General features: G+C 62.1%; 18 protein-coding genes. 9 read left to right on the top strand and 9 right to left on the bottom strand.

Annotated elements, in window-relative coordinates:
• Positions 1-509: 509 nt before the first annotated feature.
• A complete protein-coding gene (locus P9255_RS04525) occupies positions 510-1,865 on the bottom strand; it encodes a hemolysin family protein (RefSeq protein WP_309765726.1) in 1,356 nt (451 codons plus the stop codon).
• 61 nt (positions 1,866-1,926) lie between these two features.
• Positions 1,927-3,048: a HAMP domain-containing sensor histidine kinase gene (locus P9255_RS04520; RefSeq protein WP_309765725.1), complete on the bottom strand. Its 1,122-nt coding sequence runs from the start codon at positions 3,046-3,048 to the stop codon at positions 1,927-1,929.
• A gap of 406 nt (positions 3,049-3,454) precedes the next feature.
• Here P9255_RS04520 and P9255_RS04515 point away from each other — a divergent pair, with 406 nt between their 5' ends.
• The 9 genes from P9255_RS04515 (at position 3,455) to P9255_RS04475 (ending at position 13,329) form a co-directional block, all read left to right on the top strand.
• Positions 3,455-4,507, top strand: coding sequence for a glycosyltransferase family 2 protein (locus P9255_RS04515; protein WP_309765724.1), 1,053 nt, complete (start codon positions 3,455-3,457; stop codon positions 4,505-4,507).
• Positions 4,508-4,544: 37 nt separating this feature from the next.
• Positions 4,545-6,032, top strand: a complete 1,488-nt coding sequence (locus tag P9255_RS04510; protein WP_309765723.1) for a N,N-dimethylformamidase beta subunit family domain-containing protein — start codon at positions 4,545-4,547, stop codon at positions 6,030-6,032.
• A 413-nt stretch (positions 6,033-6,445) separates the two neighbouring features.
• Positions 6,446-7,714 carry a flippase gene (locus P9255_RS04505; RefSeq protein WP_309765722.1) on the top strand — a complete coding sequence of 423 codons (1,269 nt, stop codon included), beginning with the start codon at positions 6,446-6,448 and terminating at the stop codon, positions 7,712-7,714.
• Positions 7,715-7,957: 243 nt separating this feature from the next.
• A complete protein-coding gene (locus P9255_RS04500; protein ID WP_309765721.1) occupies positions 7,958-8,131 on the top strand; it encodes a hypothetical protein in 174 nt (57 codons plus the stop codon).
• 458 nt (positions 8,132-8,589) lie between these two features.
• A complete protein-coding gene (locus P9255_RS04495) occupies positions 8,590-9,753 on the top strand; it encodes a glycosyltransferase (RefSeq protein WP_309765720.1) in 1,164 nt (387 codons plus the stop codon).
• Between the two features lie 10 nt (positions 9,754-9,763).
• Positions 9,764-10,843: a glycosyltransferase family 1 protein gene (locus P9255_RS04490; protein WP_309765719.1), complete on the top strand. Its 1,080-nt coding sequence runs from the start codon at positions 9,764-9,766 to the stop codon at positions 10,841-10,843.
• 37 nt (positions 10,844-10,880) lie between these two features.
• Positions 10,881-12,074, top strand: a complete 1,194-nt coding sequence (locus P9255_RS04485; RefSeq protein WP_309765718.1) for a glycosyltransferase — start codon at positions 10,881-10,883, stop codon at positions 12,072-12,074.
• Positions 12,075-12,200: 126 nt separating this feature from the next.
• Entirely contained in the window at positions 12,201-12,542 is a 342-nt protein-coding gene (locus tag P9255_RS04480; RefSeq protein WP_309765717.1) for an FKBP-type peptidyl-prolyl cis-trans isomerase, read from the top strand.
• 7 nt (positions 12,543-12,549) lie between these two features.
• The gene (locus P9255_RS04475; RefSeq protein ID WP_309765716.1) at positions 12,550-13,329 is read left to right on the top strand and encodes an AraC family transcriptional regulator; all 780 of its coding nucleotides are present in this window, start codon (positions 12,550-12,552) and stop codon (positions 13,327-13,329) included.
• 95 nt (positions 13,330-13,424) lie between these two features.
• Here P9255_RS04475 and purF read toward each other — a convergent pair whose 3' ends face one another.
• From purF to P9255_RS04440, 7 genes are all read right to left on the bottom strand, one after another.
• A complete protein-coding gene (gene purF, locus P9255_RS04470; RefSeq protein WP_309789194.1) occupies positions 13,425-14,972 on the bottom strand; it encodes an amidophosphoribosyltransferase in 1,548 nt (515 codons plus the stop codon).
• A 132-nt stretch (positions 14,973-15,104) separates the two neighbouring features.
• The gene (locus P9255_RS04465; protein ID WP_309765714.1) at positions 15,105-15,638 is read right to left on the bottom strand and encodes a CvpA family protein; all 534 of its coding nucleotides are present in this window, start codon (positions 15,636-15,638) and stop codon (positions 15,105-15,107) included.
• Between the two features lie 6 nt (positions 15,639-15,644).
• The gene (locus P9255_RS04460) at positions 15,645-16,490 is read right to left on the bottom strand and encodes an SPOR domain-containing protein (RefSeq protein WP_309789193.1); all 846 of its coding nucleotides are present in this window, start codon (positions 16,488-16,490) and stop codon (positions 15,645-15,647) included.
• A gap of 46 nt (positions 16,491-16,536) precedes the next feature.
• Positions 16,537-17,847: a bifunctional tetrahydrofolate synthase/dihydrofolate synthase gene (gene folC / locus P9255_RS04455; RefSeq protein ID WP_309765712.1), complete on the bottom strand. Its 1,311-nt coding sequence runs from the start codon at positions 17,845-17,847 to the stop codon at positions 16,537-16,539.
• A 78-nt stretch (positions 17,848-17,925) separates the two neighbouring features.
• Positions 17,926-18,798 (bottom strand): acetyl-CoA carboxylase, carboxyltransferase subunit beta, encoded by an 873-nt coding sequence (accD, locus tag P9255_RS04450; RefSeq protein ID WP_309765711.1) that lies wholly within the window; start codon positions 18,796-18,798, stop codon positions 17,926-17,928.
• Positions 18,799-18,857: 59 nt separating this feature from the next.
• On the bottom strand, positions 18,858-19,661 hold the full coding sequence (gene trpA, locus P9255_RS04445) for a tryptophan synthase subunit alpha (protein ID WP_309765710.1): 804 nt from the start codon (positions 19,659-19,661) through the stop codon (positions 18,858-18,860).
• A 52-nt stretch (positions 19,662-19,713) separates the two neighbouring features.
• A complete protein-coding gene (locus tag P9255_RS04440; protein WP_309765709.1) occupies positions 19,714-20,565 on the bottom strand; it encodes a site-specific DNA-methyltransferase in 852 nt (283 codons plus the stop codon).
• Positions 20,566-20,568 lie beyond the last annotated feature (3 nt).

Below are 20,568 nucleotides of genomic sequence, written 5' to 3'. Positions count from 1 at the left end.
CCTTGAATCACCTTCCACGCCCACTGACGACTAACGTCCTCCGAGCCCCTTGGCTCGTCAACACCGACGTACGTCACGTGTCCCGCTCTTAACGTAACCATAACAGCGCGACCGTGCCGGCATGAAGGTAACTGCGACTCGCTTTCAAACTTACTCACTACCGCGATGCGGAAAACAGTCATCCCTGTCAGGCCATAGTACTTTGCGCCCCACTGGTGTTGTCGAGCCAAGGGGCTCGGAGGACGTTAATAGTCATTGAGCGTGGAAGGTGATTCAGGGCTCTGTCAAGCTGAGTGCCGCCGATGTTCTACGAAGTGGTTATGCGTACTGTGCTTTGGGCCCGAAAAGCTGCTTTCTTTGGTTACTTTCTTTGCAGCGGCAAAGAAAGTGACCCCCGCCCCGGGGAGGGGCGAGCTAATAGACCGACACGAACACAAGTTTCCAACGCAACGCAACACAACGCAACGCAACGCAACGCAAGCCTGAACCGCAAGAATCAAAGTGCCGACTCAAACAAGAGCCTCCTCCTCCCGAGGATAAACCCGCACGAGCACGATCCGAGGCCCATTCATTTTCTTGACGACGATATCGAACCGATCGAACGCCACGCGTTGCCCTTCCGACGGCAAGTCGCCAAGCGCATTAATGACGAGCCCCCCGACCGACTCCGCGCGTCCTTCATCGATATCGATCCCCAGCGCGCGCTCCAGCGAAACCACCGGCAACGAACCCTTGCCCATCAACGTTCCATCGTCCATGCGCGACCAGTCCGCATCGCCCTGACGGAATTCATCGTGGATCTGGCCCACCAGCGCGCCCAGCAAGTTATCGAGCGTGATGAAGCCAATCGGCTTCGCCCCCTTTCTCCCGACGATCGCGAAATGCGGCGCACCCTTGCGAAAGCGCCTGAACAACTCCAGCGCCGACAGGTTCGGCGCAACATACTGCACAGGCCGCACATGGCGCGACAGCTTCTCCAGCTTCTCGCCATCCTTGCTGAAGCTGAAGCTGAAGGTCTTGCTCCCGGCATCGCGGGCAAGCAATAAATCCTTCAAGTGAATCATGCCGATGACCCGCTCCCCCGACGCGTCCGCAAACAACGGATAACGGCTAAAGCGATGCCGCGCAATCACCGCGAGATTCTCACGCACCGGTAAATCATTGCGCAGACCGACAAGCTCATGCCCCGGCCGCATCAAATCGGAAACCGTCATGCGGCTGAAATCGAGCGAATGAGCAATGGTGTTCCACTCGTCCGCGTTATACGACGATGCCCCGCCAAGCCGGCGCCCTCGCAAAATCAGCTTGAGTTCGTCAGTCGAGTAATGCGCATCGTGACCATGCTCCGCCGATATGCCAAAAAGCCGCAAAACCAGATTCGCACTGGAATTCAGCACCCAGATGAACGGATACATCAGCCAGTAAAAGCCGTAGAGCGGCGTGGCAAGCCAGAGGCCAACCTGTTCAGCGCGACGGATGGCCCACGACTTAGGGGCAAGCTCGCCAACGACGATATGCAGAAAGGAAATGACCGAGAACGCGAAGAACAGCGAGATGGATTCGACAAGCCGCTCCGATTCCACACCGAGCAGCGTAACGAGCGGATGCAGCAGCGAGGCGAAAGCCGGCTCTCCAATCCATCCGAGCCCGAGCGATGCCAGCGTAATGCCGAGCTGACACGCAGAAAGATAGGCGTCGAGCTGCCCGTGAACCTTCGCGAGCAGCCGGCCCGGCAAGCCGTTGGTTCGGGCAATGGCCTTGACGCGCGTCGCCCTTAACTTAACGAGCCCGAATTCCGCCGCGACGAAAAAACCATTCAGGGCGACGAGCAACAATGCGCCGATCAGCGCGACAACCTGAGCCAAAGCAACTCTCTTCGAAAGTGGAAAGCGTCAGTATATGGGCGACAGGCAATCGAAAGTGAAATTACATCCCGGCAACCGCGATACGCGCCGACAGCACCACCTCCGCGCCATCGACGATATTCGCATGTTCGAACGCGCCGCCATGCGCTTCCGTCACGCGCTTGCATAGCGCGAACGCCCACGCAATGCGCCCGCCCTCGCGCGGCTCGAGCGCCTGCCGTCGCGCGAACGCTTCGAGTGCGTGCGGCAACGATGCATCCGTAAGCGCCTTCGCCGATGCCGTGAATCGCACGTCCGTGCGCCACATGTTGCCCTCGATCGCACTCGACACTTGAACACTCGCATCGCGTGCACTGGCTTCGACGGCGAACGCCATCATGAGCCACAGCATCTGCGTCAGACGTTCGGCATCGCCTTCGACCTGCTCTTCAGCAAGCGGCGATTCGAGCGCGATCGCGACGCCACGCTGACGCGCAATGCTGCCTTTCGCAAGCGACACGCCTTTATCGAGCAATGGGCGGACCGCCACCGGCGCAAGCGACAACGCGAGAGCCTTCGTTTCGGCACGGGTCGTATCGACGGATTGTTCGATCAGCTTCACTTGTTGCTCGACACCCGAACGGATGCCCGCAAGCGCACGTTGCGCCGCGGGGTCCTTAGCGTCAACCTTTCGTTCGAGCACGTAACCCCAGCTATGTATCGCATTGAGCGGTCCACGCAAGTCATGCGACACGACGGACAAGACATGATCTCGCATGAAAAGCGATGCCTCAGCCCGCAAATGCGCAAAGCGCTCGGCCTTCTCCTGCGCCTGGGATGCACCCGTGCACGGCGAAACGATCAGCGTGACGGATTCATTCGAAGGCAGCGCAAGAATCGCGAAGCTGCGCGTCGCCTCGTCCTCGTCGATGGACACCTGTGCACGCCGAATGGCGTTGCCCGCGAGCGCGGCATCCGCAGCTTCGGCAAGCGCGGCTGCAAGCGGCTTGGGTAAGGGCGTTTCGTTCAGCGCGCGGCCAGTCAGTGCGCCGGAGCCGATATCGAAGATATGTGCAAAGGAGGCGTCGGCAGAGAGGCAACGCTGGGCGGCATCGAGCACGAGCACGCCATCGTTTCCTGAAGCGGCCGGATCATTTTGCTGCGCGCCTCCGGGCTCGACCGTACTTGAAAAAGACGTGGTCACGGTTGTTGGTCCTTGCGTATATCGATGTTGCGGTTCATGTCGCCAAGAAACAAAGGCATGGTCAAAGCCCGACCAGATCAATTATATGTGAGCGCCTCACGCGTTTGCGAAGCGTAAAACGCTTGATGCATCGAGTCAGCAAGCACCATGCGTGCCGCCGTGAAGCGCTGTCGCCTCTCGTCTATGCGGTCTAAGACACGAAGCGGCCGATGACGCGCCCGGGCATCGTGCGTCGTCGAACACTTTGTGCTTACAAATGACTATAAGCTGCTTCCCAAGATAGCGCACTGGTCGGCCGGACCTGCAGACAGCATGGCCGCGACGGGGAGTCGTACTCCGATCAGCAAACGCCGCTCTCGGCCACGGTAAGCCTCAATTCAAAAACACCAACCGGTGACACGAGTCCATGAAACGCGCCCGCAGCGTCACGCCGACATTGCTGTCGGTGATCATTCCCGCCTATAACGTCGAGCATTTCATCGCCGCTTCACTCGAGTCGGCACTATCGCAACCGCGCGCGAACGAGATCGAAATCATCGTCATCGACGACGGTTCGACAGACTGCACGCTGGAACGCATCCTCGAAATTCAACGCAGCGAACGCGGGCGAAACATCCAGGTCATTCACCAGGAAAACCGCGGCGTGTCCGCTGCTCGCAATCGAGCGATCGCGCTGGCGTCATCGCCGTTTATCGGCTTTCTCGATTCCGACGATGTCTGGTCCGCCGATTTCACCGCGAAGATCATGCCACTGCTCGACAGGAACGTGGCGGACATCATCGAGTTCAATGTCGGCATCATCAATTCGAATGGCAAGGTCATCGAGCATCTCGAGTTGATTCATCCCGCGACCACCGGCCCGCGCACCTGCGACCTGAACGCGCTGCTAGATTTCGCGCGCGTATATCAGGTCTTTCCTGTGGCGCGCGTCTATAGGCGTGAGTTGTGGAACGGCATCGAGTTTCCCGCAGGCCGCGTGTACGAAGATGCTGCCGCGATTCCGCTCGTCTATTCGCGTGCGCAAACGCTCTACCGCCTGGCCGACGACCTCTATTTTTATCGCCGCCGCGCGGGCAGCATCACGACGAAAGCGTCGCCCTTTACGGTGATGAGTCTCACCACATGCGCCGAAGAAACGCTCGCGCGCTGCAACGGCGGTCCGCAAGATCCTTTCTGGCTCGCGATGTTCCATAAGGTCTTTGCCTATGCCTGCCATGAGGCTGCACGCGTCGATGCACGCGCCTTCGCCGAATCGATGCGAATGATGGAAGCGACTGCGGCGCGCTATCGCGTGTTTGCCGGCAATCGCAGGGATACGCCTTCGGCGCTTCGCTTCCATGCGCGGATCGTCGCGGACCGGCGCTGGTTCCAGACCAAGCGCATGGTGAAGCGCGTACTCGGCAAGGAATTGCGAGCGCCGTCACCGGCGCCGCGCGCCGTCGCCGCCGGCAGCCAATGACAAGAACGAATAACAAAGGACAATACGAGGGCGTGACATGCAGATCTATCCGATAAGGCCCGGCTTCACGGCGGGCGACTGGTTCGAGCTCGCGGTGCAACCAGGCTCGCGCTTTTCCATCGCCATTTATCAGCAGGGCAACGATGAAGACCTGACGAGCATCGGCGGTGTCGCCGTGCAACCGGGCGGCAGCGTGCGTGCCGAGATGAAGAACGGCAGGATCGTGTTTCAATCGCCGGGCGATCTCAGGCCCGTGCGTTTCGATGAGGACTGGCGCTGGCCCGTCGTCACCATCAAGCCGAACCAGGACGCACTCGAAAGCGGCGCGTATGTCGCCATCGCCTATGAAGTCGATGCAAGCGGCGAGCCGCTGACCGATCTCGGACGTCGCGTCGCCGCACACAGGCCCGTTTTTGCAGGCCCGCCCGATAGCGACAGCATGGCGCTCATCATCGCGAGACCACGCAAGCCTTCTGCGGACATCGCGTATATCGTGCCGATCAACACGTACCACGCCTATAACTCGATGGGCGGAGGCTGCTATTACGGCGATCCCATTCATCGCACGCGCGCCCAAACGCGGGTAAGCGTCTTGCGCCCGGGCGGCGGTCTCGGCGCTCAGCTCGGCGAGCCGGCCGACCCGTACGACATGCGTTCGCCGCGTCAGCAATTCACGCACTGGGATGCGAAATTCATTCGCTGGCTGCGCGCTGAAGGCATTGCGTGCGACTTCTATACGGACCACGACCTGCATCGCGGCTCGGACCTCAAGCTCGACGCCTATCGCTGCATGCTGAGCGTCGGACATCACGAGTACTGGAGCAAGGAAATGCGCGAGCGTGTCGCGCGTTTCATCGCCGATGGCGGCAATCTTGCGATCTTCAGCGGCAATACATGCTTTCGCCCGATCGACTATGCTAACGCGCCCATCGACGGCGATTACGCGGTGATGAATCGGCTGGGCGAACAATGGCCGGGGCATGACGAATCCGATCTCATCGGTCTCTCATACGGGTACGGCGGCGGCAAATACGGCGTGTGGAAGCGCTTGCGCGGCGGATGGATCAAGCGCGAACGCGAAGCAATCGGCTTTACCGTGCGCAATGCGGACCACTGGGTCTTCGCAGGCACGGGCTTGCGCAATGGACAAACCTTCGGCGCGGTGGACCGGCTCGTCGGCTATGAAGTCGATGGCGTGCCGCCCAAGTCCAACGGTTTCGTCACGCTCGCGGACACGGTGAGGCTCGAGGGCTGGGACATCGGCGGCATGGGCGCGATGGGCGTATATCGTCCGCCGGGCAACGGCAGCGCGAAACAAGGGCTCGTCTTCAATGGCGGCACGACCGACTGGGCCCGCGTGCTGATGGACAAACACGCCGAAAGCCGGCTCATCGTCGATCAAATCACGCGCAACGTCGTACGCAAGTTCGTCGGCCTGCCGCCGCATTACATCAAGCGTGAGGACGCGATCATCGAGGGCACGCAACGCGCGACACCCAAGATAGCCGACAGCGCGTCGGCCTGAGCGATCGTCCGCGGAGCCGCCCTGCTCCGCGGTCGTTTTTCCCGCACAGCACATCGCGCGGCGAATTTGCGTGTGCCAACCCACTGAAGATTTATTTTTTCTCGGGTTTAATGCTCGCTGCGGACGCGTCGCGTCATCTCCGGCGCCTCAAATTGGCCCGCACTGGCGCGCAGTCAGTCCAGCGTTGCATCACCTCTCGCAATGCCCTTATCGCGCATCCGCTGTCAGGCCAAGGCACGGACGCTTTACCCTCCCTGGCCTTGCGCCTCTGTCATGCCGAGATAACGCTTGACGAAACTATTCGTCGCGGGCGTTGTCATGGAATTGCCCGGCTAAAGGGCAAACATGCAGAAGGCAGCATTTTTTGCGTCATCGACATCAGGGCAGCACTTCAAGTCGGGAAAAACCGCTCAATGGCATCTTTTCGAAAGAACTTCACCATTCTGATGACGTTGCAGGTATCGACCTACCTTGCACCGCTTTTGACGCTGCCGTGGCTGGCACGCGTCCTCGGCCCGAGCGAATATGGACGGCTCTCGTTTGCCATGGCTTTTACGGCGTATTTCATCACGCTGACCAACTACAGCTTCTCGCTCACTGCCACACCCAAGATTTCGATCAACCGTGATAACCGCGCGCTTCGCTCAAAGATGTTCTGGGAGACGATGTACGCGCAGATAGCACTGTCGGTCGCCGGCTTCATCGTGCTGCTGCTGCTCACGTTCATCGTGCCGATGCTTGCGGAGAACAGGTCGCTTCTGCTTGTCGGCTTCGGCATGGCGATCGGCTCGATGCTCATTCCTACGTGGTATTTCCAGGGCGTCGAAGACCTGGGTGTCATTAGTGCAATCGTGTTCGTGGGCCGCGCGCTCAGCATTCCCGCGATGTATCTCTTCGTGCGCCATCACGACGACGTCAACAACGCAATGCTGGTCAATACGCTCGTGCCGCTCTTGTCGGGCATCGCGATCTGCGTCTATCTGTATTTCCGGCGCGAGCTCGATTTCGTTCATGTGTCGTTCAAGACCATCATCGAACGGCTGAAGGACGGCTGGAGCGTCTTTATGGCGACATCGCTCGTCGATATCTACGCGTCGAGCAACATCGTCTTGCTGACCTTCATCGCGGGCAATGTGGCGGGCGGATACTTCGCCGCCGGCGACAAGCTGATTCGCGCGGCGCTGAACATGCTGCGGCCGCTCAAGACAGCCGCTTATCCGCGTGTGAGCTTTTTGATGCACCATGCACGCGATGATGCATTCGCGTTCCTGCGAAAGATGTTCGTGGTGCAAGGCGCGATCGTATCGATCATCTCCGTGTGCATTTTCTTCGGCGCACCGCTCGCGGTGAAGCTGCTTTACGGGCCGCAATTCGGACCCACGGTGGATGTCCTTCGGTGGATGGCCTTCGTTCCGCTGATGTCCGGCCTTGCCGATCTCTTCGGCGTTCAGACGATGCTTCCGCTGGGCATGAAATCGCACTTCAGCCGCGTGCTGATTGGCTCCGCGATCCTCAACTTCGCATTGCTCGCGGTGTTGGCGACGCTCTTTCACGAGCAAGGTGCAGCGGCGACAGTGCTGATCGTCGAAACGGCTATCGCGGCAGCAATGGCTTTCACGCTGCATCTCGAAGGCGTGCCGTTGCTCAAGCGTCAGCGTCCGATCACGGAAGGCGCCAATTGAAGACCTCTGGCGCGTTTCGTGCTGCTGGACGTACAGACGTACTCTCTTCGCGCTCCGACGCCGTTCGGAACGTCCGTGCATAAAGCCCTCAAATCGAATACGGCCGCTCTTTAGCAGCGGCCTTGGCGCGTCTGCTTGCTTCGCTACTCCCGAAGTCGCAGCCGTGTATGTGTGGTGGCGCACGGACGGGCCATGGTTCGGGGTTTATGGTACTAGGTAAGAATACTTATTGTGAGCTGCGGCATGAAACCAGACGACCTATCATTTGAACGTGTGCAGAAGCTGGTCGAGCGCGCAGAGAACCTGCGCATGCAATCGGCTGCCATTCCGGTCAAGGATTTGAGGGTGCTCCTCGAAGTGTGCGAGGTCGCCTTCTCGCAACAGGCGAACGCCAAGACCGAACCCGAAGTCAACTGACTTCGTCGGCACGGCCAGAGCACAGCGTCGATCTTGCCGCGCATGTCGGCTTGAGGCGCAACGGCAAGTCACATGTATGGACTTTCAGTGCCGGCTCTCGTCACGCGAATAGGTGCGCTCGTCGAAGCACGCGCTGTCTCTCGACAGGATGGCGCGGGCTTTCATCGCCCGGCCGAATGTCCGGTCTCTTCCGGACTGATCGACGCACCGCGCCATAGTCAATCAAGCGGCAAATACGAGACGTGTTAATCGAACGATAGACATCGCTTTCGATTAATGATGCTGCGCGTCCGCTCTAATTCCTTGTGTTCTGCTTTCAACGTGTATTCGCGCACAGTCCCGCCAGGCTTAGCTCGGGGATATGTGTGCTACCAACTATTGACAGGACCGGCCCGCGCCTATTCTCCATTGCGAGTGCAACGGGGTGCACGGCAATACACTAAAAGAAGAGTCCGGGAATGAAAGAGATCGTCCACATAACCGAGGCGTTCGGTGGCGGGGTGCTGTCCATGCTGACGCAACTGTCGAACCGCGCAGCGGCAGCAGGAATCAGTGTGACGATCCTTCATTCGATCCGTCCGGAAAGTCCCGCGAATTTCGCAAGGCTCTTTCATCCGGCAGTCCAGCTCGTGCACGTGAACATGTGCCGCGAAGTGCACCCCGCGAAGGACTGGGCGGGACTATGGAATCTCGTGCGCGCGCTTCGTCGTTGCAATCCCTCCGTGGTGCATCTTCATTCATCGAAGGCAGGCGTGCTGGGCCGCGCGGCGGCACGCATCGCGACGCCGGATGCGCGCGTGTTCTATTCCCCTCATGGCCTGTCCTTCCTGCGGCGCGATGTGTCGTCCGCCAGGCAGTTGGCTTACCTGAACTTCGAACGTATCGCAGCGCGCATGGGCGGCACTATCGTTGCGTGTTCGGCGAGTGAGTTGCAGGAAATTGAAAGCAAGGTCAATCCACGCAGTGCAATGTTAATCGAGAACGGCGTCGACGTACCGGAGATACCGACGCGCATCGAGAAGGCCGACGATCGCATCGTGATCGGCATGAGCGGGCGCGCGTCGTATCAGAAGAACCACGAAGCATTCGCTACGCTTGCCGCAGACTTACGAACACACTCTGCCAGCTTCTCGTGGATAGGCGGCAATCCCGACGAATTGCCCCAGGAAACGCGCCGCGCGGTTGCATGCAGCGGATGGGTCACGCGCGATCGTGCGCTTGAACTGACTGCGCAGCTCGATGTCTATGTGCAGACATCGCGCTGGGAAGGCATGCCCATCGCGCTCATCGAAGCACAGGTCGCCGGCATTCCCGCTGTCGTCACGGATGTCGTCGGCAATCGCGATGTCGTGAGGCATGGCGTGACGGGCTTCGTTGCGAAGAGCATCGAAGAGATGCGGACATACATCGCCCGTCTGCGCGACGATGCCGCATTGCGTGCGCGCATGGGCGCTGCCGCGCGGCACTCTGCAATTACGCGCTTCTCGATGGATACGATCTTCCGTCAATGGCTTGCGATCTACGAAACAGGCTACGAAGCGGAATCCGACAAGCCCGTGCGCGAACCACTCGGCGCAAACGAAGTCGCATCGTATGAAGCCCGGCCGGACTCACAGTTTTAATCCGCAATCCATGGATACTTCAATCGCAACCAGCAAGCTCGTCTACAACGGGCGATTCACGAGCCAGAAGACGACAGGCGTGCAACGTGTCGCGCGCGAACTCGTCGCTGCGCTCATGAAGCTGCCGGAAGGGGCGCATGTGACGCTCGCCGTGCCTCCGCAGTCCGGACTGATGCCGGTCGACGGCGTGCCTACCGTGAAGCTCGGATTCGGCAAGGGCGTGGTGTGGGAGCAGTTCGTGCTGCCGCTCTTCGCGGGGCGTTCGCGCATCGTCAACCTGAGTAACTCGGGCTCGATCTTCCGCTCCAACCAGATCATCTACATGCACGATGCCGCGGTGTTCGACACACCCGCGCATTTCTCGTGGAAGTTCCGCATGTGGTATCGCGTGATGTTCTGGATTCTTGCGCGCACGTCGAGCTGCGTGCTGACGAACTCGAAGTTCTCGCGCGACCGGCTTGCGCATCATGTGGGCGTGAAGCCCGAGCGCATCGGTGTGGTCCCGCTTGCTGCGGATCATCTCGATCATGTCGTGCCCGATGTCTCGGTTATCGGGGAATTAAATCTCAAGGTCAATCGTTACGTCCTTGCAGTAAGCAGTATGAATCCGACAAAGAATTTCAAGCGGCTGGTCGAGGCGTTCATGCGTCTGAACGATCCTTCAATCGACCTTGTCATCGTCGGTATGAAGAATGCAGCGATCTTCGGCAAGGCACACGACCTGTCGAGCGCGCCCAACATCAAGGAAGCGGGTTATGTGAGCGACGAAAAACTCAAGGCGCTGTATCAGCATGCCGCGTGTTTTCTGTATCCGTCCATCTATGAAGGCTTCGGCATTCCTCCGCTGGAGGCAATGCGCAACGGATGCCCCACGCTGGTCGGACGCGCTGCGGCGCTTCCGGAAGCATGCGGCGACGCGTCGATCTATTGCGATCCATATTCGGTCGATGACATGGCAACAAAGCTGCGCGAACTGCTCGATTCGCCTAAGCTAAGCGAAGAACTCAGGCGCCGTGGACTCGCGCACGCCGAGCGCTATCGCTGGACGGAAAGTGCGCGGCTGCTGATGCAATTCATCAACAAGCAGTGAATACGCGCACGGCGCGCGCTGTTAGGGGAGAAAGCCGGTGAACGTTGGAATCTATTGCGACTCGGGCATCAATGGTGGGCATGAAGAAATGCTCAAGCGATTCATGCTCGCGCTCATCACGAGCGGAAATGTACAAACGCTGCACATCCTCGTGCCGAGGAGCAATGCGGCGCTGCATCGCTATGTGAGCGATCTGGCTCGCCACAATGCGAAGGTGCGCATGGTGAGCCTGTCCTACACCGCTGAATCGATACGCGGCGATCTGTTCGCGCTGTTCCGCGCGATCCGTTCGACGGCTGCGACGCTGCGCACGCTGCAACTCTCGAAGCTGTTGATCGCGCAGGGCACGATCGTATCGGGCATCGCAGGGCTGTTCGCCGCGCGTTATGCGCGTGTGCGTGCATTGAGCTACCTGCCGCTCGTCGATGACGGCCCGGCCAGCGAGAGCGCAACCGAGAAGGTCAAGTGGCTCGTGAAGCGCGTGATGTATCGGATGCCTGATGAATTCGTGACGCTCAACGAACATCTGCGTGGCAAACTGCGCACGCTCGCGCCCCATGCGCGAACGATGATTCTCGAGAACTATGTCGATGACCGCTTCAGCCGCTCGATGCTCACGAAGTCAGCGGCGCGCGCATCGCTCGGCTTGCCCGATGATGGCACCACGGTCATCGCGCATATCGGCCGTATCAACTTCAAGCAGAAGCGTCAGGACTTCCTGCTCGAAGCGATCGAGCGCCATCCGCAAGCGTTCAAGCGGACCATCGTGCTGATCGTCGGTGAAGGCGCGGATGCGTCGAGGCTCGCGGCCATGGTCGATGCAAGTCCGACGCTGACTGCGTGCGTGCGCATCGTCGGCCCGAAGAGCGACGTGCTGCCGTATATCGTTGCAAGCGATACGCTCGTGCTGCCTTCGGCTTTCGAAGGCGTGCCGCTCGTCATGATCGAAGCGGTGCTGGCGGAGCGGCCGATCGTCGTGTCGCGCATTTGCGGGCTCGATTCGTATCTGCCCGATGCGCTGCTTTTTCCGCCCGGCGATCACGACGCTTTCGTCGAGCGTATCTTCGCGGCGCGCGATGTGCCGATGACTGCGCTCACCGGCGACTTCCGCCGCCGCTTCTCGCGCGAAGTCTTCGACGCACAGGCGCAGAACGTGATGATGTCGACGACGCCATCGCGGGGCGCGTACGATCCGGGATCGCCGCAACCTTCGGATCTGCTCGCGAAGTAAGTTCATGCGCCACGCGAGCGGCGATGCTTGCGTGGGGCATCGGCAGACGCCTCATCCTCTTTCCCGCTCCGTTCTACAATGCTGGTTTCGACCATCGGCAACACGCCGTGCAACCAGGGAGCAAACATGTCGACAGTCACGACCGATTCCGGTCTCAAGTATGAAGACGTCACCGTCGGCGAAGGCGCCGAAGCCGTCGCGGGAAAGACGGTCAGCGTGCATTACACCGGCTGGCTGACCGACGGCCAGAAGTTCGATTCGAGCAAGGACCGCAACGAACCCTTCGCATTCGTGCTCGGCGGCGGCATGGTCATCAAGGGCTGGGATGAAGGCGTGCAGGGCATGAAGGTCGGCGGCGTGCGCCGTCTCACCATCCCGCCGCAACTCGGCTATGGCGTGCGCGGCGCAGGCGGCGTGATCCCGCCGAACGCCACGCTCGTCTTCGAAGTGGAACTGCTCGACGTCTGAGGCGCACGTGAGCGCGCCGCTGCCCTCCTCGACGCCCACCGTCTCGCTGCGCCGCTATGAAGCGGTGCAGGCGTCGGACGAGCACGACTTCCATCAGATCGTGCTCGGCTTCGACGGCTCGATGGGCATGGCGGTGGAAGGCAGCGAATCGCAGATCGACCGTCATCGCGCGTGGATCATTCCGGCCGGCGCGCGTCACGAATACTGGGCCGAAGGCGCGAATCGCCAGCTCGTGCTGGACTTGCCCGCGGCGTCGGTAGCGGTGCCGGCGCGCTTCTTCGAACGCGCTCGCACCATCGAGCTCGACGCCCGCATCACGCAGCTCGTCGCGCACGTGGCGACGAGTGCGAACATCGACGACATCACGCTGCCGCGGCGCTTAGCATGGCAAGCGGCCACGCGTCTATGCGGCGCGTTGATGGCCGATGCCGGCGCTTCGCTCGCCGATGAACTGCGCGGACTCGACTTCGCCCGCATCGACCGATGGCTGCGCGCGCATCTTTCCGAGCCGCTGCGCGTGGCCGATCTCGCCGCGCATTGCGGCTTCGGCATGCGGCGCTTTCATCAACTGTTCAACGAAGCGTTCGGCGAGACGCCGCATCGCTATCTGCTTCGCTTGCGGCTCGATACCGCGCTCGCGCTACTTGCCGATCCGCGCATCGCACTGAGCGATATCGCGCTCGATGTCGGCTTCGCCGATCAAAGCGCATTCACGCATGCGTTCTCGAAACGCTTCGGCATTGCGCCGGGACAATGGCGCAACAGCGGGCTCGTGCGCGCGCAATAGATACAACCGACGCAAACGACGCAACCGACCCGACAGACGCAAAAAAGCCCGCTCGTCTCATCGACGCAGCGGGCTTCATCGAAGCCGCCAGCAGCTTACTCCACCGACAGTTGCAAGTGCAGTTGCGAGCGCGCCGCACCGCCTTCGAGCGCTTCGCCCGCGATATCGCGATCCGTTTGCTCTTGCGGCGCAAGACGCGCGGTCTCGATGCGATCAAGGTAATCGGTCGTGACATCGCCGGTGATGTAATTGCCGTCGAAGCACGACGCCTCGAACTCCTTCAACGCCGGATTGATATCGCGCACGGCGCTCTTCAGGTCTTCAACGTCCTGATACACGAGATAGTCCGCGCCGATCATGCGCGCCACTTCTTCGTCGCTGCGGCCATGCGCGACGAGTTCGCCGCGCGTCGGCATGTCGATGCCGTACACGTTCGGGAACTTCACCGGCGGCGCAGCGGACGCGAAAATGACCTTGTTCGCGCCGGCATCGCGCGCCATCTGCACGATTTCATGCGATGTCGTGCCGCGCACGATCGAATCGTTGACGATCAGCACGTTCTTGCCCTTGAACTCGATGCCCATTGCGTTCAGCTTCTGGCGCACCGACTTCTTGCGCACCGCCTGACCGGGCATGATGAACGTGCGCCCCACGTAGCGGTTCTTGAAGAAACCTTCGCGATACTCGACGCCGAGCTTGGCCGCCACCTGCATCGCGGCGGGGCGCGACGAATCGGGAATCGGCATGACGACGTCGATCGGCACGTCGGGCAGGACGCGCTTGATCTTCTCGGCGAGATAGTCGCCCATGCGCAGACGCGCGTTATAGACCGGTACGCCATCGAGGCACGAATCCGGACGCGCGAGATAGACCAGTTCGAAGATGCAGGGATTCAGCACCGGCTTTTCAGCGCACTGGTGGCTGTGCAGATTGCCTTCGGCGTCGATGAAAATCGCTTCGCCCGGCTCGATATCGCGCACGAATTCGAAGCCGATACCCTCGATCGCCACCGACTCCGACGCCACCATCCACTCGACGCCCGTCGACGTTTCCAGCTTGCCGAGCACGAGCGGGCGAATGCCGAACGGATCGCGGAACGCGACGAGGCCGTAACCCGCGATCAGCGAAACGATCGCATACGAGCCCTTCACGCGGCGATGCACGCCCGCGACCGCTTTCCACAACGCGGCGGCGTCGAGCTGCAGGCCGGAACTCGCCAGTTGCAGTTCGTGCGCGAAGACGTTGAGCAGCACTTCGGTATCGGATGCGGTGTTGATGTGCCGGCGATCGATCCGGAACATCTCGTCCTTCAACTGCATCCAGTTCGTCAGATTGCCGTTGTGCGCGAGGATGATGCCGAACGGCGCGTTGACGTAGAACGGCTGCGCTTCTTCCTCGTTCGACGCCGAACCGGCCGTCGGATAGCGCACCTGACCGATGCCGACCGTGCCCGGCAGGCTGCGCATGTTGCGCGTGCGGAACACGTCGCGCACCATGCCGTTGGCCTTGTGCATGTGGAAGTTGTTGCCGTTGGCCGTGGCGATGCCCGCCGCGTCCTGACCGCGATGCTGCAACAGCAGCAAGGCGTCATAGATGACCTGATTGACAGGGCTCTGGGAAACTACACCTACGATGCCGCACATGGCATGGTCCTTCAAAGAGTCGAAACGGGGTCGAAAGGCGTGCCGCCTGCGCGCATCGCCCCGATTCGTGCAAGCCGAATCAGCGGCGACGCAGCCTGGCGTCGCGCGTTCCTCGTGTAGCCAGCCGTTCGTCTATTGTGCGGCGTTTCGCGCCGGATCGCCCGAATCGGGGGCGACGTGCACATACGCGGCGAGCGTATCGGGAAGCAGCGGTTTCAGTTCACGCACGCCCTGCTCGACCGTCGGCCGGAGCAGCGCGTTGCGCCAGAATTCCTTCTGCGGCAATTCGGTCAAGCCGGCAAGGGCGACCAGAATCACCACGAGTATCGCGCCTCTGGCGAGGCCGAACAGCAAGCCCAGCGAGCGGTCCACGCCGCGCAGGCCGGTGACCTCCGTGATGCGCGTCAGGAGCGCCGACAGGACACTCGACAGCAGCAGCACCGCGCCCACCACCAGCAGAAACGCGATAAGCCATTGCGTCAGCGCGCCGCCGGGCCATGTTGACGGGATATACGGCACGACCACGCCGACGAAGCGGCTCGCGATCAGTATCGCAGCGATCCACCCCACCAGTCCAAACGCCTCGGCGAGCAAGCCGCGCCACATGCCGCGCAGGGCCGACAAGCCGATCACCGCCATTACCGCGTAGTCGAAGCTCGTGAACATCGGCGCTTAGTTCGACGCCGGCCGCTTGCCGCCGGCGAGTCCCGCCTGGCGCACCTTCACCAGCGCAGCCGACGCCGCCGCGCGATCCGGAAACGGTCCCGCGCGCAGCAGCGAGCGCGACGATCCGTCCGGCTGCTGGCGATGCTCGACATATGCGGGCACGCCCGCGGCTTTCAACTTGTGGACCCAGTTCTGCGCGGCGGTTTCATCATCGAATGTGCCGATCTGCAGCACGAAGCGGCTGCCTGCAGGAGACGACGGCGTGTTCGCGGCAGCGGATGTAGTACTCGACGTGCTGTCCGTATCCGCTGCCTGCTCGGCGGCGTGCGGCTTCACGGCCGGCTTTGCGGCCACGGCGGGCGCCGATTCCGGCCGTGCCTCCGGCTTCGCTTCGGGCCTGGCCTGCGCAACGGGCGCGGACGCCTGCGTCTGCGTCTGCGTCTTTTGCGCCTGCGCTGCCGCTGGCGCGGAGTCCGTAGCCGGGCCGTCATGTGCGACGCCCGCCTGGGTATCGGCGTCTTGCGCGTCGCGCGATGGCTTCGCGGCCGGCGCGGCACGGCTCGGGATGTCGATGGAAATGTCGTCGGTGACGGGCTTCGGGCGCGAATCCAGCACCATCGGCAGGACGATGACCGCCGCGAGCACCAGCGCGATCGCGCCGACCAGCCGGCGACGCGCGCGCTGTTTCTCAGGCAGGGTCGGGTCGAGCATCATCGCGTCGGCGTCCGTACGCTCGGAGCGGCGCGTGCGGCGTTCCGTGCGCACGGTGTGACGTGAGCCGCGCGGGGAATCGGAGTATGCGTCGCTCGCCGCGCGTGCGTCGTCTTTCTTGCCGAACGAGAAAAGTCCCATGTATGGCTTGGTGCGTGATGCTTGGACGCCGGCCTGGCCGACCGTCTCAGTGATGCTGCGATTTGCGGTAGGCCATGACGCCAGCCACCGTATAGAAACTGCCGAAAACGACGATTCTATCATTTTCGGACGCCCGGCTTAACGCATCTCGAAAAGCGTCGGCAGGGGTATCGAAGCGTGCAACGCTGCTGTCGGGACCTTCGCTGACACCGGCCTCGCGCAGCGCCGCTTCGAGCCGCTCCGCCGATGCCGCGCGCGGCGTCGGCAAGGCGGTCACGTTCCAGTGGTCGATCTCGCCCCGGAACTGGCGGATGACGCCGTCGATATCCTTGTCGTTCATCGCGCCGAAGACCGCGTAGGTGTACGGGAAGTAGCCCATGTTGCCGAGGTTTTGCGCGAGCACGGCGGCGGCGTGCGGATTGTGGGCGACATCGAGGATGATCTGCGGCTTGCCCGGCAGCACCTGGAATCGTCCGGGCAATTCGACGTTCGCGAGTCCGAGGCGAATGTCCTGCGCCGACACCGGCAGCCGGTCGCGCAACGCTTCGAGCGCGGCCAGCGCCGCCGACGTGTTGATGAGCTGATTCGCGCCACGCAGCGCCGGATAGGCGAGCGCCGCGCGCCGCTGCGTGCGCCCGATATAGCTCCATTGCTGCCGTTCGTTGCCCGGCTGAGCCTCGTAGCGAAAATCGCGGCCGACGAGCCACAAGTCCGCGCCGATGGACTCGGCGTGATCGATCAGCGTCTGCGGCGGCGAGGGATCGCCGCACACCGCAGGTTTGCCGGAACGGAAGATGCCCGCTTTCTCGAACGCGATCTTCTCGCGCGTATCGCCGAGATAGTCCGTATGGTCGATGTCGATGCTCGTAATCACCGCGCAATCCGTATCGACGATATTGACCGCGTCCAGCCGTCCGCCGAGCCCGACTTCGAGAATCACCGCATCCAGCCCCCGCGACGCGAAGAGATGCAGGATCGCGAGCGTCGTGAATTCGAAGTAGGTCAGCGAAACCGGCTCGGGCAGGCTCGCCCGTGCTTTCTCGACGGCTTCGAAATGCTCGAGCAGTTCGGCGTCGCCGGCCTCGGCGCCGTCGATCCGCGCGCGCTCGTTGAACGCGAGCAGATGCGGCGACGTATGGCAGCCCACGCGATACCCCGCGCGCAGCAGGATGGTTTCGAGGATCGCGCAGGTCGAGCCCTTGCCGTTCGTGCCGCCCACGGTAATGACCGGGCAGTCGAACGTGAGCCCGAGCGCGTCCTTGACAAAGCCGATCCGCGTCAGACCCATGTCGATTCCGACAGGATGCGCCGCCTCCAGATGGGCGAGCCACGCGTCGAGTGTGGGGAAAGTGTTCATTTTCGAGATGGAGAAAGCAAAAACGCCGCGCGGAACCTCGCGGGTTCACGCGCGGCGCGGCGCTGAACGAAAGCGGCCTCAGGCGACGGAATCGGCGGGCTGCCGCGTCATCAGCGCCATCAACTGCGCAATTTCTTCACGCATCTTCCGGCGATCGATGATCATGTCGACCGCGCCCTTCTGCAACAGGAATTCGGCGCGCTGGAAGCCTTCCGGCAGCTTCTCGCGCACGGTCTGCTCGATCACGCGCGGGCCCGCGAAGCCGATCAGCGCCTTCGGCTCGGCGATTACCACATCGCCCAGGAACGCGAAGCTCGCGGACACGCCGCCCATCGTCGGATCGGTCAGGACGGAGATGAACGGCAGCCTGGCCTCGGACAGCTTGGTCAGCAGGGCGGTGGTCTTCGCCATCTGCATCAGCGAGAGCAGGCTTTCCTGCATGCGCGCGCCGCCCGACGCCGTGAAGCAGATGAACGGCACGTTCTGCTCGAGCGCATTGCGCGCGCCACGCACGAAGCGCTCGCCGACGACCGAGCCCATCGAGCCGCCCATGAACGAGAATTCGAAGCACGCGACCACGCACGGCAGCGTATGGATGGCGCCGCCCATGACGACCATCGCGTCGGTTTCGTCGGTGTCTTCCATCGCCTCTTTCAGGCGATCCGGGTACTTGCGGCTGTCCTTGAACTTGAGGGCGTCGACCGGAACGACTTCCTGGCCGATTTCGTAGCGGCCTTCCGGGTCGAGCAGGCGGTCGAGCCGCTCGCGCGCGCCGATACGCATGTGATGACTGCACTTCGGGCAAACATGCAGATTCGCCTCGACGTCGTTGCGGTACAGCACCGCCTCGCACGACGGACACTTCACCCAGAGGCCCTCTGGAATGCCCTTGCGGCTCTTGGGGTCGGTTTGCTTGATCTTGGGCGGCAGCAGTTTGTCGAGCCAGCTCATCGTTTTTCCTTGACTGTTCGGGGGCCGCGGCGCGCGAGTCGCGCGCGCGGCGGCGAAAATTACCTGGCGGAGTCGAGCGCCGTGCGGATGTCCGCGATGAAGCTCGTCAGCGAGCCCGCGGCCGTTTCGGGCGACGCCTCTTCGAGCAACTGCACGAGCCGGCTGCCGATGACGACGGCATCCGCGACTTCGGCCACGGCGCGGGCGGTCTGGGCGTCGCGAATGCCGAAACCGACGCCGATCGGCAGGGGCACATGCGACTTGATGGCCGGGATTTTACTCGCGATGCGGGAAACGTCCAGATTTGCTGCGCCGGTCACGCCGGTGAGCGACACGTAGTAGACGTAGCCGCTCGCAATTTTGCCGACCGCCGCGATGCGCTCGTCCGTCGACGTGGGCGCGAGCAGGAAGATCGGATCGATGCCGGCGGCGCGCATCGTCGCGCTGAAGTCTTCCGATTCCTCGGGCGGATAATCGACGACCAGCACGCCGTCCACGCCCGCCTGTTTGGCGGCTTGCGCGAACGCTTCGGCGCCCATGCGCTCGATCGGGTTCGCATAGCCCATCAGCACGACGGGCGTCGTGTCGTCGGTTTCGCGAAAGCGCGCGACGTCGGCGAGCACGCGCTTCAGCGTCACGCCGCGCGCCAGTGCGCGCTCAGACGAACGCTGGATAACGGGGCCATCGGCCATCGGGTCGGAGAACGGTACGCCCAGTTCGATGACGTCCGCGCCGCCCTTCGCGAGCGCGTGCATGAACTCGACGGTCTGTTCCGGGTTCGGATCGCCCGCGGTGATGAACGGGATCAGCCCTTTCCTGCCTTGCGCGGCAAGCGCCGCGAACGTGTTCTTGATACGGGACATGGGAATTCTCGAAGTCGTATTCGGTAGGCGTCGATGGACGCAGTCAGCGACGTTATTCGGCGGCTGGCGCTTCGGCGGCAAGCGCAACGGCAGCGGGCTGGACGGGCACCGCGCGCGCCTGCGCGATGCGGGCGTCCGCGATCGCGCAGTAATCGGCGTTGATTTCGTAACCCGTGAAGAGGCGTCCGTGGCGCGCGCACGCAACTGCCGTCGTGCCGCTGCCCATGAACGGATCGAGCACGCGGCCGCCCGGCGGACAACTCGCCAGCACCATGCGTTCGACGATTTCCAGCGGCTTTTGCGTCGGATGATCGACGCGCTCCGCATGCTGCCGGTGCAGCCGCGATACCGACCAGACGTCCTTCGGGTTATAGCCCAGCTCGAGCCATTTGCTGCCTTCGAAGATCTTGCGCGAGCGCGCCTTCTTCGTCACTGCGTCGTAAGGGATGCGCACCGGATCGAGATCGAAGTAATAGTCCCTCGATACCGCGAAATAACCGATGTTGTCGTGCACCGACGTGTACTTGCGCGTGGTCCCGCCCATGCTCGGCACGCGCCGGTCCCAGACGATCTCGTTGACCATCGTCATCCGGCGCTTCAGGAACACGAACAGTTCCGGCGAGTATTGCCAGGTGCAGAAGATATAAAGCGAGCCGCTCTTCTTGAGCTTCGGAATCGCCATGTCCAGCCAGCGATACGTCCACTCCAGAAAGGCGTCGCCCGACAACATGTCCGAGTCGTTCCCGTAATCCTTGCCCAGTCCGTAGGGCGGATCGGCGACGATCAGATCGATCGACGCATCGGGAATGCTCGCGGCATCGGCCAGGAAATCGCGGTTGCGAATGTCGATGCCGGCGCCTTGCAGCGCGCCGGCGGACAACGGTTCGTCGATGACAGTGCGCATCTG

Source organism: Caballeronia sp. LZ019, assembly GCF_031450825.1.
Taxonomy (GTDB): Bacteria; Pseudomonadota; Gammaproteobacteria; order Burkholderiales; family Burkholderiaceae; genus Caballeronia.
Note: the sequence above shows the minus strand (reverse complement) of the source record. Positions and strands in the feature narration are given on the sequence as shown.

Bases quoted from the DNA above. Each gene is read 5' to 3' on its own strand.
- P9255_RS04515 (WP_309765724.1), top strand. From the start codon at position 3,455: ATGAAACGCGCCCGCAGCGTCACGCCGACATTGCTGTCGGTGATCATT.
- P9255_RS04510 (WP_309765723.1), top strand. From the start codon at position 4,545: ATGCAGATCTATCCGATAAGGCCCGGCTTCACGGCGGGCGACTGGTTC.
- P9255_RS04505 (WP_309765722.1), top strand. From the start codon at position 6,446: ATGGCATCTTTTCGAAAGAACTTCACCATTCTGATGACGTTGCAGGTA.
- P9255_RS04500 (WP_309765721.1), top strand. From the start codon at position 7,958: ATGAAACCAGACGACCTATCATTTGAACGTGTGCAGAAGCTGGTCGAG.
- P9255_RS04495 (WP_309765720.1), top strand. From the start codon at position 8,590: ATGAAAGAGATCGTCCACATAACCGAGGCGTTCGGTGGCGGGGTGCTG.
- P9255_RS04490 (WP_309765719.1), top strand. From the start codon at position 9,764: ATGGATACTTCAATCGCAACCAGCAAGCTCGTCTACAACGGGCGATTC.
- P9255_RS04480 (WP_309765717.1), top strand. From the start codon at position 12,201: ATGTCGACAGTCACGACCGATTCCGGTCTCAAGTATGAAGACGTCACC.
- purF (WP_309789194.1), bottom strand. From the start codon at position 14,972: ATGTGCGGCATCGTAGGTGTAGTTTCCCAGAGCCCTGTCAATCAGGTC.
- P9255_RS04465 (WP_309765714.1), bottom strand. From the start codon at position 15,638: ATGTTCACGAGCTTCGACTACGCGGTAATGGCGGTGATCGGCTTGTCG.
- P9255_RS04460 (WP_309789193.1), bottom strand. From the start codon at position 16,490: ATGGGACTTTTCTCGTTCGGCAAGAAAGACGACGCACGCGCGGCGAGC.
- folC (WP_309765712.1), bottom strand. From the start codon at position 17,847: ATGAACACTTTCCCCACACTCGACGCGTGGCTCGCCCATCTGGAGGCG.
- accD (WP_309765711.1), bottom strand. From the start codon at position 18,798: ATGAGCTGGCTCGACAAACTGCTGCCGCCCAAGATCAAGCAAACCGAC.
- trpA (WP_309765710.1), bottom strand. From the start codon at position 19,661: ATGTCCCGTATCAAGAACACGTTCGCGGCGCTTGCCGCGCAAGGCAGG.
- P9255_RS04440 (WP_309765709.1), bottom strand. From the start codon at position 20,565: ATGCGCACTGTCATCGACGAACCGTTGTCCGCCGGCGCGCTGCAAGGC.